We start from the raw sequence: 13,389 nt of genomic DNA, 5'->3' as shown, positions 1-13,389 counted from the left end.
GTTGTCATAATATTACTTATTTTTTCGAATTTTGTCAATGTTATTTTAGCTAATAAAATGTGATTATTCTTCTTCATCTAATGAAATAGTAGATTCATAGATAGGAACGACTTTTATAGAGTTTACAACAGCTATTGTGTTTTCGGCTGTTTCTAATCTGGCAGCCATTGGAGAGTCAGTTTTCACTGTCACTCCTTCTTTTAACGGGGATATATAGACATACATTCCCTTTTCTAATAACCTATCTTCGAATCGTTTTAACCCGATTTCCCACGTATCATTATTACAAAAGTTGTCGTGAATTAATTCTCCATCTATGAACGCGTAACCGACATCTCCCACATAATCAATCTTTAATAATAATTCTTTCGCATTCTTAAAAATACTCGGTGAAAAGTCAAGCACTGCTTTGTCCTCGTCGACTTTGCTCCAATTAACATGTACCTCAGACCGTTCCTTTTCTATCCAATACTTCTGAAACATATTCGATTCCGTTTTCACCGGTAATAATTTATCTCCATCAACATATATTTCTTGTTGAAACGCCGGAAATATCTCGAGTGAATGCAGTTCTTTCTTTTCATATTCAAGTCTTAGATTACTTTCGTTATCGACAAGAACCGTATCTTCTGTGCGAAGAATTCTATCTTTTCCTTTTATATGAACCTTCCATAAATGCAAGCTATCCTCTTCTGTCCATGTAGATATATATACACGTTCCCCGTTTTCTAACTGGAGGGTTATAAGGCTAGTTGCCTGATCCACGTATACAAATGATTTTGTATCATCGCCTGTTACCTTACCGTTATCTACTTCGACGGAATTTATTGAATTGCTATCAAAGCAATATTCCCCATGCATTCCTTTTGGGATGAAGAAAAAATAATAGTCTTCCCCATTGTGCTCCATCGTAGTGATTAACTGCGTGGTAGCATACCGAAGATGACACCCGCTAAATTCCATATGAAAAGGCAGAATACAATTTTCTTTTCTCTCCAACGTCAAGCTTCCTGTCTCTGGAATACGAACTGTCTCCTCGTCAAACTCCAATGAAAAGAAAAAATCATTTTGATCTTTATTCTCCACATGGTCTTGAAAATTATTAATAAAAACAAACCCTGAATGGTCTGTTATTCGAATCGCATATCTCAACGTATCCACATCATGCGGATCTAAATCATTCCTATTATCTGGCAGCATCGTTTTCGTTTTAGCAAACGTCTTCTCAACATCCTTATAAAAATAATGCTGACGTTTCAACCTTTTATAGGATTTCCTTATTTGTCCAAATTCACCAATAGGGGCTTGATAATCATAAGAAATCTTCGGTGTCGCTGTTTCATTTAAGAACGGTGTTTTTTTACCAGTAGGATTGGAACCCCCGTGGAACACATAATACCCGACAAAATTACAGCCACCTGCTACTTTTATAGCACTGAGTGCATCCACGCTTTCATGCGGCAGCGTGAAACGGTAATTGTAAAAAACCGTCATGCCTCCGCCCATTTCCGCACAAGCAAAAGGCAGACTTTCTGGTTGATAATTTGGCTCGAAATCAAACGTTTCTGGCACGTCATTATTATGGTAATCTCTGAAAATGAAACTTGGTGTAGCGGGATGCTCCTCTACATCGCCGTAAAAAATCCACGGCCAATACGCATACCCGCCCCATAACGGCAGAACAGAATCAGTTGGTGCAGCAGCCCCTCCCCAAGCTGTAGCAGTATAAATCGGCGTATCAATGCCTGTTTGTATAGCTAGATGTTTTAACTTTTTTATATGAGCATCACCATCACGGCCTCCTGGCATCCAGGAATTACTCGTTCCCGTCGTCATCTCCCAAGGTGCAGCGGCATGCTGAAATTCATTTTCGAGTTGCGTACCAATAATCGGTCCTCCATCTTTAAAACAGAGTCCTTGAATTTGCTTACCAATCTCCTGAAAGTACTTTGATACAAATGATAAATAGCTTTCGTCATTAGAACGGAGCTCAAACGGCCTGCCAAACAACCAATCCGGCATTCCCCCGTTTCGCGCTTCCCCGTGATTAAAAGGACCAATTCTAAGTATCACATACAATCCATGCTTGCCACACAACTCAACAAATTTAGTTAGATTTTTGTTCTGTTTCCATTCAAAAACACCTTCGATTTCTTCATGGTGATTCCAAAATATATAGGTTGGAATCACTGTAATACCGCCAAGTTTCATTTTTATAATTTCATCTTCCCAAAAGCGATGGTCGTATCTGCTGAAATGAAACTCGCCGCTTATTGTGAAGGAAGGATACCCGTTCTTTTCCATGTAATAATTACTGAAACTTAATTGATCTCCTTTAGGATTTGTTCCCCCAAGTGGTGTGTCAACAGGATAAATATGCTTCACTGTATCCATTAAACGTACGTGGTGCTCTCTCATATTGCTACCCTCGTTTCATAACAGTGACTCCATAAGCAGGAAGTGTAAGTTGATCAGATAGTGCTTCTTGATGAATGATATTTGTAAGTGTTTCATTAGAGAGGTCGACTTTCTTCTCTTCTGCGCTGAAATTGGAAAGAAAGACGTACTCGTTTTTTCCATCCCCTCTTAACTGGGCCGTTACACCGTGAGGAAGTTCTGATTCTATCACTCTTGCAACGCCCGCTTCTTTTGTTACACTTTTATAAAAATCAGTGTAAAAAGGTTCACGTGTTCTTGCTGCAATATAATAAGCTCTTCCTTCACCGAATTGGTTCACCGTCAGTGCCGGACGCCCCGCATAAAAATCTTCCGTATAAGACGCTAAAGCTTGTGCTCCTTCTAGATGGATAAGATCACATAATTCAATCACTTCATAATGAGACTGCATATCAATAACGTTGCTCTCTATGTTCATTCCGTTTGTTTCGTTCTCATATAGACCGTCTATTTCTTCTGACCAAATACCAAAAGTCTTGCGCAACGGTCCCGGAAATCCACCTAGAAAGCATAAATCGTTTTCATCAACGATTCCAGACCAATACGTAGCAACAAGCGTCCCTCCGCTTTTAACAAACTGCTCTAGTTTTTCCCCAACACCTGGCCTCACCATATAAAGCATAGGGGCAACGACGAGTTTATAGCTTGAAATATCTCTGTCCATATCAATGACATCCACTGGTATACCTTGTTCCCAAAAAGCTTTGTAATGAGATTTCACTGTTTCCTCATACTTCAATCCCATATTTCTAGGTCCTTGTGCATCCTTTACCGCCCAACGGTTTTCTGTATCAAAAATGACGGCAACCTCTGGGTCAACGGATGTTCCCGGAATTTCATGAAGTTTTTTCAACGTTTCTCCTAACTGCTTTACTTCTTGAAAAACACGAGTATTTTCATGTCCGGCATGATCAACGACGGCTCCGTGAAATTTTTCACTGGAACCACGACTTTTTCGCCATTGAAAATATTGAACAGAATCAGAGCCGTGGGCCACCGCTTGAATGGATGACAACTCATGAACTCCCGGTTTTTTCAGCTTACTCATTGGTTGCCAGTTAGTCGTGCTTGGCGTGCTTTCCATTAAGAAAAACGGTTTGCCGTTTTTCATTGAACGGAACCAATCATGATTCATTCCTACCCAGGCAGCTAAGTCACTATCATCGTTATATTCGTGCCATGTAGGATAGGAATCCCAACAAATAAAGTCGAGAACATCCGCAAATTTAGCGTAATTCAACCCTTCAAACGCTTCCATAAAATTAGTTGTTGCAGGCAATTTTGGATTTTTCTCTTTCAATGGCGCTATTTCATGTTTATAAAAATCTATCGTTTGATCGGTAACGAATCGTTTCCAATCTAAGTTCAAACCGTGAACCATCGATTCTCCGTGCGGGGCAGGAGATTCTACTTGCGACCAACTCGTCATCGTATGACTCCAAAATGTGGTCCACCAAGCATGATTAAGGTTCTCCAACGTTTGATATTTATTTTTCACCCACTTTCGAAAAGCTTCCTGACAATAATCGCAATGACATTCTCCACCATACTCATTAGAAATATGCCAGCCTATCACTGCCGGGTGATGAGCATATCGTTCTGCTAACTTCGTATTCATCGTTGTCACTTTTTCTCGATAAACGGGAGACGTGAAACAATGATTGTGACGCAAACCATGCAAATTGCGAACACGATTGGATTCTACCCTCAAAACTTCAGAATATTTTTCAGACATCCAAGCCGGCCTTGCCCCGCTTGGTGTAGCCAAAAATGCAAAAATTCCGTTTTCTGCAAACGTATCTAGCACATGATCGAGCCATTCGAATTGAAAAACACCTTCTTCTGGTTCAATCGCTGCCCAAGAAAAAATACCGATAGACATCACATTACAATTTGCTTCTTTCATTAGACGTATATCTTCTTTGAAAATATCAGGATATGTATGCCATTGTTCCGGGTTATAGTCTGCCCCGTGCAGCATTCGAGGAATTCGTTCACTTATCGGTTTAAACGTTTTACTCATCATAATCACCTTTCCCTATTTTTGTTTTAGTTAATAAATTTAATTAACTAATTAAATTGAAAGCGATTGCTTATGTTTTTATATTCTATCTTATTTTTACATATCCTGCATTAAAAAATAGAAAACCCTTTGAAAAAGTTTTCTATCTTTTAAAAGAAAATTATAATAGATGTTCAATCCAAATATCCCAATTATTGTTATCATCTAATTCAATAACTTCTATATTCTCTTCTCTTTCTAAATGTTTCTTTATTCATACGAATGACGTGTTTGTTCCTCTCCTTCTTTTGTATAAATAATGGCTTCTGTTCCTTTGTTCTCTGCTATTTCTTTTGCTCGTTGTATAGCTTTTGATTTGTCTTCAAACACCTCATCTGGCTTCTTTGCTCCACGTGCTTGAACGGCCCAGCCATCTTCATGAGAAACCACCAATTCAGCTCGATCCAACAATTCTGGGCGGCTGTCATATTGCTTTCCTTCTTCTGAGCGCTCTGTCGGGTCAATCTCTTTTAATAATTCTTCTATTTCTTCATCGGTTGCGGTATCATACCATTCTTTTGCCTGTTCTATCGCAATCGGAATCGCTTGTCCTTCTTCGTATCCTTCATCTAGCATTGCGTTTGCAATATCAATCGCTTTTTTCCGTATCGGTTTATCAAAATTTTTCAGGGAAGACGGGTAGTCATTCATCGTCCAAGGCATGAATGCTTCCTCCTTTCCATTCCATTTGCGTTTACTATCATTCTACCCACTTTAAGGCTCTATGAATCACAAATGAATCGAGTCTAGTCGTTCCCTTTTTCCCATTTTGAACAAACTGTCAAAATTATCTCTACCTGACTGTAACTAGTACAATAGAAAACTTCTTCAATCAAACGTTTGTTTAATTCATCCCCATGGCTTTAATGTTCTATCTTATTTTCATCTTGAGTTAATAGGCTTGCGATAATATATCCTATAAACGAAAGCAGGACGGGTAACGTTACCGTGTGCATACCAAACGGTTCCGGCCAGATATTATGAATGATACTGTAAGCTCCTACTCCTACCACGATAGAAGTAATGGCTCCGTATTTGTTCCCTTTGGACCAATACAAACCTAGCACAACCGGCCAGATAAACGCTGACTCCAGTCCTCCAAACGCAAATAGATTCAGCCAAATCAGCAGATCAGGCGGACTTAACGACATCGCAAAAACGGAAATTCCAAGAACTGCCGTAACCCCAAAACTGATGGTCTTCACTTTTTTCTTTGTTGCATCAGGATTCACATAATTCAAATAGACATCCTTTACAACGGTCGAACTAACTAATAACAGCAATGAATCCACTGTCGACATGATGGCTGCCATTGGCGCTGCTAGTACGATGCCGGCAAGCCAGGCTGGTAATACTTCCATTGCAATACTCGGCATTACTGTGTCCGCCACTTCGATGCCTGGTAGAATCGGACGCGCCATCACACCAACAAGATGCATCCCAAACATCATAAAGGCCACCACGATAGTGCCGATGATAAGAGCTCGATGCATTCCTTTTGCACTCTTATAGGACATCGCTCGCACCGCCACTTGCGGAAGTCCAATGACTCCAACACCGACTAAAATCCAAAAAGAGGACACATAACGCGGGGTTAAACTGCCATCATGCCCGAATGGACTAACGAGATTCGGGTTTTCATTCATCAGATCCGTCATAATGTTTTCCATTCCGCCGCCTGCGACAATGGTTCCAATTAAAATAATCAACGTCCCAAAAAACATAACAATCCCTTGCAGAGCATCCGTCACTGCTACAGCTCGGAATCCGCCGATAATAACATATACAATGACCGAAACAGCAAAAATAAAGAGTGCCGATGTGTACGACAATCCGGTTAGAGATTCTATTAAACGGGCACCCCCAACCCATTGCGCAGCCATCGCCGAAAATAAGAAGATAATAATACTAATCGCACTTAACAAAACGACGACTTTACTGTTATCGTATCTTCCCTTCAAATAATCGACGAGAGTAACTGCTTTGTATTGCCTTGCTTTTATCGCAAATTTTTTCCCTAAAATCATTAAAACAAAATAGCCTGTTGCTACTTGTGACATCGATAATAATACCCAACCTAGCCCTTGACTATAGGCTGCACCTGGGCCACCAACAAAACTACTTGCACTTCCATATGTAGCAACCATCGTCATCGCAAGAATCAAGCCACCCAGTTCACGACTTCCTAAAAAATATTCCTGCAGGAAATCATTTTTTGCTGCTATATGACGGGTGGCCCAAAACCCTATAATAAAAATAGATAATAGAAAGAACAGCAAGGGTATAACGACTTCCCAATTCATGAGGGGTTCTCCTCCTCTTCATCTTCTTCTAAGTCCACTTCTTTAAAAAACGTTTTTACAACAAAAATTACTAATCCTATCATGACAAATGATCCTACCGCACAGCTATAAAAAAACCATGCCGGCATGCCAAGTACATAACTGTATTCCTCTACGGGTTTAGAACCAAGACCATAGGCAAACCCGAACCACCATAAAAAATTAAATAATACCAATCCAACACCAATTCTCGCTTCTCTATGTGCTATTTTAAATCGAGGATCAAATTTTTCTTTATGTCCTGTCATGCAACCCCTCCTTCCTATGGTATGACAAATAAGTAAAGGTTCACTACCTTGTATTCCGCCAATGTTAAGTAAATATTTGAAACCAAGTGTATATGACCTTATCTTTTCTGTCCATATAAATGTAACCTATGTAAAATGACAATAAAGATGTTTTAATATTAATACCTTGAACACGTATAACCCCGTTCTACTTTGAGATCGGGGTTAAAATGAGTTGTTTCATTTTTGATACGAAAATTCTTCGTACTTATAAATATAACAATAAAGTCGTTTTAATCTAAGGGTTTACTCAACCAAAATTTCAGAATCTTGATGCGGTAAATAAGAATAGAGTATTCTAACATTTACAGTCCACACCACTACCCCCATTGGAAGATGAGGCTACTTCTGATAATCCTAACGTCGGGAAGTCGAGTGTTTTCCAAGCTGCCAACCCTCCGTATAGTTCCTTTGCATCAAATCCATTTTCAAGCAACAAGACAGCAGCTTTGGAAGCAAGGGTACACCAAGTGTCCCAACAATACAGAACAATGGTTTTCTCCTTGGGAAGTTCCGGCATTCTGTCTTGCAATTCGTTTAAAGGTATAACCGTCGCACCTTCTAATACCTCTTTCCTGACTGTAACAGGCCCTACTCTGACATCAACCAGCACATAATTCTCGGGATGTTCTTTTTTAGCCTTGCGGTATTCCATCGGACTCATATTTGCTTCCAACCTTGCTTTAAAATAATCAAGTCGATTCATTCTTTTTCTCCCTTCTGTATGGTTGCCCACACTTTTAATAAAATGGACTTTAACTCTCTCTGCTCCTTATCTGTAAGACCTGCAAGGACAGCCAATTCAGTTTTTTCAAGATAGCTACGTCCAACTTTTAACTTTTCTCGACCTTGCTCTGTTGTTGTTAACCCAAAGAATCTCCTGTCCTTTGGATTCCTCAATCGTTGAACACACTGAATGTTTTCCAGATAATCAATTTGAGACACCATGGTTGTTCGATCAATGTGTAGCACTTCTCCTACTTGCTTTTGTGAGGAATTAGGATGTTCCTCAAGGTACTGAAGAATCCCAAATTGTCTGGCATTCAGTTTTAAAGGTGAAAGTTTCTCTATAAATCGTGATTCCATTTCTTCTTCTGCTTTTGCGAGTAAAAAACCATATGATTTTTGAAGGAACAAAATAGACACCATCTTTTAATCAGTTATTTATATAATCAGTTTAACTGATTATATAAATAAGTCAATAAAAAGGGGTGTATCAAAAGTATGTTAACAGCCAAAAGGGATTGGTGAACAAAGAGGGCATGCGCTGCAGGCGGACGCTTTCACTCCAGAGCACAAGAGCGACATCGGCTCCCTGTGCGGATCACCGTGTCTCCTTTGCCGCGGGCAGCGCCTCAGATTCTGCCCATGGTTGAATTCTCTTTGTTATAGAGAAGGAGCTGTACCTTTTGATACAGCTCCAATTATAGAGGAATCTTACCTCCATGCCTCAGTCGTATTTAGACTTTTTCTATAACCAAAGAAAGCATAACCACTCAAACTTAATTGAATAATGCTTAAAATCAGGAACTGTACAGTTGCTAGGTAAGTTTCACCTAAAATAATGACCTGACAAATCAAGCTGACAAAGAAGATTCCTCCCATAGTGGCAGATACAGCCCATGAACTATGACCTTTTTTAAAAGTAAAGATTGCTTACCTGTCATGATTTATTATTTGTTGCCCCGTTCTTTTGTGAACTTTCTGCTCCTCTTCTAATTACAATGGTATCAAAATTCTTCCTTTTGTACGTTAAGTTTATTTAGGAAACAGTCACTTTATTTTCTGAGAAGAAAGCTTCGACAGAGAAAGCCGCAGATCCGAGAGCACATGAATGAATACCAAAATGAGAAAACGAAATCGTTAACGAATTATAATAATACGAAAGCAATCTTTGCTCGAGCACATGTTGAATAGGATTTATTAACCATTTTTGCAGCTTAGATAAGCGATTACCGATAATAATCTGTTCTGGATTAAATGTATTTATAATGTTGGTTAATCCAATCCCAGCGTATTCTCCAATCCGATTAAACAGATTGATCACTTCCGTATTTCCTTTCTCCGCCTCTTCTATAAGAGATTCGAGAGTAATATCCATATCTTTTACAGAGGACAATGACTGAGCCTGCTCCAATAACGCACTTTCTGAACTATATAATTCCCAACAACCTTTATTGCCGCAGCGGCATTTTTTCCCATTTGCTTCAATCGTGAAGTGTCCCATCTCGCCGGATATGCCACTGACACCTTTGTATAATTTATCATTAATGATGATTCCCGCTCCTATCCCTATTCCCATACTAATGTAAATCAGGTCCGAGCTTTCCTTACCAGCCCCATAAATTTTCTCACCGTGCGCCCCTGCTTTTGCTTCGTTCTCAATGACGACAGGAATATTATATTCTTGTTCCAGAAAGCCTTTTAAGTCCACCTGTTCCCAATGTAAGTTTGGTGCGAACAGAATCATACCATCTTTATCCGTGATTCCAGGAACCCCTACTCCAATACCTACAACACCATATGTGCTTTCTTCTCCTTTTTCCATCAACGTATGAATGGCTTGTGTTAATTTAGAGAAAACAAAAGAAGTGCTCGTTTCCTCCAAATGCTCTTCAACTTTTTCCACTATATTTCCTTGCAAATCAGTCAATACAGCTAATATGTAATTAACCCCAAGATCAACGCCAATGGAATATCCAGCCGTTTGGTTAAAATACAGCATCACAGGCTTTCTGCCTCCACTGGATAAACCAGTTCCGATTTCTTGGACAAGGTTCTCTTCCATCAAGTCACTTACTAAAGCAGATACTGTTGCTTTATTTAATCCCGATTCTTTTGAAATTTGAGCTCTTGATATCGGACTACTTGATTGAATGGTTTGCAGCACAATTGATTTATTTATTTTCTTTACTAGTACGTGGTCACCCGTTTGCATTGAACATCCTCCACACTTTGTTTATTCAATAAACATAATACCATATTTCCGCATTTTCAAGAAGAGGAGTTTATCTTTATTTGCACAATATTCAAACTAATTGTTGACAGCGTTTTCAAAACAGATTTATACTTAGTTTAATCAATAAACAAATAACTATCTGTTATTTAGCCTTCTGGCTGAAAATATATTTTAAAGGGGTGTACTACATGAAAAAGCAGGTTACATGGACTTTAGGCTTCAGTTTAATCTTTTCTCTCACAGCATGCGGGGGAGGTGACGGTGAAGGCAGCGATGATGTAACACAAGAAGAGGGCACTACAAATGGGGAACCGGAAGAAGTACTGATATGGGACTATTTCACAGGTGTCGGTCAGGAAGTTTTCTACGAGCAGGTCGATGAGTTTAATAACTCACAAGATGACATCGTCGTTAAAACGGAATATGTTCCTTTTGATCAAATCAAACAACAGTTATCCGTAGGTTCAACCGGCGATGCACTTCCTGACATTGTAAACATCGATCACGTTGATAATGCCGCTTTGGCATCACAGGGAGTTTTAGCTGACATTACGGATAAAGTAGATGAATGGGGAGAAACAGAACATTTTCTGGAAGGACCGCTAAACTCCACTATGTATGAAGACAGTTATTATGGACTTCCTTATACGAGTAATACTTTAGGATTATTTTATAACGAAGATTTGTTAGAAGAAGCTGGTTTTTCTGAACCACCTGAAACGTGGGATGAGTTAGAAGAAGTAGCCGCTGCATTTTCAAACAGTGATGTAAACGGTTTTGGCATTGCAGGAGAACGCTCCGAAGAATCAACATTCCAGTTCTATCCTTTCCTGCGTTCTGCTGGGGCAGACTATGATAATCTGGATTCTCCACAGGCTGTTCGAGCTTTAGACTTTCTCGATGGTCTCCTAGAGAACGGTCACATGAGCTCTGATGTCATTAACACAGCTCAAGACGGTCTTACTAATCAATTTACTACCGAAGACTTAGCCATGATGGTTAACGGGTCTTGGAATATTGAACGCATTAAAGATGATAACCCAGACATGAATTGGCAAGTAACGGAAATTCCAAGAGACGAAGAGCATGCTTCCGTTATCGGTGGAGCAAATCTCTCTATCGTGGAGGGCGCAAATGAGGATCCTGCTTGGGAGTTCATGAAATGGTTAATGGATCCAGAGCAGTTAGAAAGTTATGCTGCTGATTCAGGGGTTTTCCCACCTCGTCAGGATATTCTCGATGAATCTGATTTCTGGGAAAACGATGAGTATCTCTCCAGTTTTGTTCCAATTATGGAATATGCGGATGCACGTGGACCGTCCCCTCATTGGCCCGATGTTTCTGAAGCTGTTCAATTGGCGATTCAAGAGTCATTCACTGATTCTAAATCTCCAGAGGATGCCATGAACGATGCCGCTGAAGAAGTCTCTCATGTTATCGACGATTAAATATAACGTTATATTTAATTTTCTGAGTAAACCAAGGGAAGGATCAGGTCCGTTTAATCTGATCCCTCCCCTTCATTCACAGCCATCAAGATGAATAAGGAGAATTCAATATGTTAAAAAAGTTGGCAAGTAAATGGGAAGGATATATGTTCGTTATTCCAGCTGTCATATATATGCTAGCTTTAATCGGCTATCCGCTCATTTATAATATTATTCTCAGTTTTCAAGATATTGATTTACAAGCGTTAAACACTGGTGATGGTAGTTTTCTAGGTTTTTCCAATTACATTGATTTAATACATGACAGTGTTTTTTGGATTTCGGTTAAAAATACACTGTTATATACCGTTGGAAGTGTTGTATTTCAATTCATTATCGGTTTTTTACTAGCTTTATTTTTTAGTATGAAATTCCGACTTGCTTCCTTTTTACGAGGAATTATGATGGTCAGTTGGTTAATTCCACTTACTATTTCCGCGTTGCTTTTTCGTTTTATGATGGGGTCAGAAGAAGGGATTTTTAATCAAATGCTGCTTTCCATTGGAATTATTAATGACCCTTTACCGTGGCTCACTAGTCCTGATATGGCGTTATGGAGTATCGTATTGGCAAACATATGGGTTGGTATTCCATTCAATATGCTATTACTTTCTACCGGGTTAAGCAATCTCCCGGAAGATATATATGAAAGTGCCAGTCTGGATGGAGCCAGTGTCATTCAGAAATTTTTTCACATTACCGTTCCCCTGCTTCGCCCTGTTATTTTAATCGTAATGATGCTTGGTTTCATTTATACATTTAAGGTTTTCGATTTAGTGTTTGTCATGACCGGCGGTGGACCTGTCAATTCTACAGAGGTCCTTTCTACACTTTCTTACCGATATTCTTTCGATGACTTTAATTTCAGTATGGGAGCTGCGACGGCAAATATACTATTTGTGATTTTGTTTGTTATCAGTCTCATTTATTTACGAATGATTAAGAAAGACGAGGTGATGTAGAGATGAAAAAAAGACAGAAAGAATGGCTATTGAACATTCTCGGAATCTTCATTGTCTTCGTCTTTTTGTTTCCTTTTTTCTGGATGATTGTTACGTCTTTCAAAACACAATCAGAAATATTTCAAATTCCTCCAACTTTTCTTCCAGTAGATTGGCAGTTCGAAAGCTATCAAGAAATCATGCAAAACAATATTGTACAGAACTTTTTTAATAGTCTCCTCATATCCAGTCTTACTACACTTGTCGTACTCTTGCTGTCCGTTCCTTCTGCGTACGGGTTAGCACGTTTTTCAATCAGAGGCAAAGAACTGTTTATATTATTGTTTTTAGTAACTCAAATGCTCCCTGCTACTGTTATTTTGACTCCATTATTTATTTTGTTTAATCAAATGGGAATATTGAATTCTTATGCGGGACCTATTCTTGCTTGTGCCACGCTTGGTATTCCGTTTTCTGTTCTTATACTACGAACCTTTTTTCTTGGGATTCCAAGAGAACTCGAGGATGCAGCAAAAATTGATGGATGTAATCCGCTTAGTGCTTTTGTCCGTATTGTAATGCCACTCGCAATGCCCAGCATTATTGTATGTGGCGCAGTCTCCTTCTTCTTCACTTGGGGTGACTTAATATTCAGTATAACCTTCAACAGAAGTCAAGAACTTTGGCCTTTAACGGCAGGAATATACAACGCTATCGGCCAATATGGTATCGAATGGAACTCTTTGATGGCCTTTGCAACCATTTCAGCTCTGCCAGTATTAATTATTTTCATATTGCTTCAAAAACGTTTAGTGAAAGGACTTGCTAGCGGAGCCGTAAAATAACGAAAAGAG

General features: G+C 39.3%; 11 protein-coding genes. 3 read left to right on the top strand and 8 right to left on the bottom strand.

Going from position 1 to position 13,389, the window contains the following annotated elements; translation table 11 throughout:
- Nucleotides 1-63 precede the first annotated feature (63 nt).
- From J2S78_RS02020 to J2S78_RS01985, 8 genes are all read right to left on the bottom strand, one after another.
- Nucleotides 64-2,418, bottom strand: coding sequence for a beta-galactosidase (locus tag J2S78_RS02020; protein ID WP_306895739.1), 2,355 nt, complete (start codon nt 2,416-2,418; stop codon nt 64-66).
- 4 nt (nt 2,419-2,422) lie between these two features.
- Nucleotides 2,423-4,480 carry a beta-galactosidase gene (locus J2S78_RS02015; protein ID WP_306896975.1) on the bottom strand — a complete coding sequence of 686 codons (2,058 nt, stop codon included), beginning with the start codon at nt 4,478-4,480 and terminating at the stop codon, nt 2,423-2,425.
- A 249-nt stretch (nt 4,481-4,729) separates the two neighbouring features.
- The gene (locus J2S78_RS02010) at nt 4,730-5,182 is read right to left on the bottom strand and encodes a DUF2188 domain-containing protein (protein WP_306895738.1); all 453 of its coding nucleotides are present in this window, start codon (nt 5,180-5,182) and stop codon (nt 4,730-4,732) included.
- 200 nt (nt 5,183-5,382) lie between these two features.
- Complete coding sequence (panF, locus tag J2S78_RS02005; protein WP_306895737.1) at nt 5,383-6,822, bottom strand: sodium/pantothenate symporter; 1,440 nt, start codon at nt 6,820-6,822, stop codon at nt 5,383-5,385.
- Nucleotides 6,819-7,109, bottom strand: a complete 291-nt coding sequence (locus J2S78_RS02000) for a YhdT family protein (RefSeq protein ID WP_306895736.1) — start codon at nt 7,107-7,109, stop codon at nt 6,819-6,821. Before J2S78_RS02000 ends, panF begins: the two co-directional genes overlap by 4 nt.
- Nucleotides 7,110-7,446: 337 nt before the next feature.
- A complete protein-coding gene (locus J2S78_RS01995; protein WP_306895735.1) occupies nt 7,447-7,854 on the bottom strand; it encodes a rhodanese-like domain-containing protein in 408 nt (135 codons plus the stop codon).
- A complete protein-coding gene (locus tag J2S78_RS01990) occupies nt 7,851-8,285 on the bottom strand; it encodes a MarR family winged helix-turn-helix transcriptional regulator (protein WP_306895734.1) in 435 nt (144 codons plus the stop codon). Before J2S78_RS01990 ends, J2S78_RS01995 begins: the two co-directional genes overlap by 4 nt.
- A 625-nt stretch (nt 8,286-8,910) precedes the next feature.
- Nucleotides 8,911-10,086, bottom strand: a complete 1,176-nt coding sequence (locus J2S78_RS01985; protein ID WP_306895733.1) for an ROK family transcriptional regulator — start codon at nt 10,084-10,086, stop codon at nt 8,911-8,913.
- 209 nt (nt 10,087-10,295) lie between these two features.
- Here J2S78_RS01985 and J2S78_RS01980 point away from each other — a divergent pair, with 209 nt between their 5' ends.
- The 3 genes from J2S78_RS01980 (at nt 10,296) to J2S78_RS01970 (ending at nt 13,380) form a co-directional block, all read left to right on the top strand.
- The gene (locus tag J2S78_RS01980) at nt 10,296-11,555 is read left to right on the top strand and encodes an ABC transporter substrate-binding protein (protein WP_306895732.1); all 1,260 of its coding nucleotides are present in this window, start codon (nt 10,296-10,298) and stop codon (nt 11,553-11,555) included.
- 110 nt (nt 11,556-11,665) lie between these two features.
- Complete coding sequence (locus J2S78_RS01975) at nt 11,666-12,556, top strand: carbohydrate ABC transporter permease (RefSeq protein WP_306895731.1); 891 nt, start codon at nt 11,666-11,668, stop codon at nt 12,554-12,556.
- Between the two features lie 2 nt (nt 12,557-12,558).
- Nucleotides 12,559-13,380 carry a carbohydrate ABC transporter permease gene (locus J2S78_RS01970; protein WP_125553845.1) on the top strand — a complete coding sequence of 274 codons (822 nt, stop codon included), beginning with the start codon at nt 12,559-12,561 and terminating at the stop codon, nt 13,378-13,380.
- Nucleotides 13,381-13,389 lie beyond the last annotated feature (9 nt).

The sequence above is a fragment of the Salibacterium salarium genome (assembly GCF_030813635.1).
Taxonomy (GTDB): Bacteria; Bacillota; Bacilli; order Bacillales; family Marinococcaceae; genus Salibacterium; species Salibacterium salarium.
This window is presented reverse-complemented; position numbering and strand designations above follow the sequence as displayed.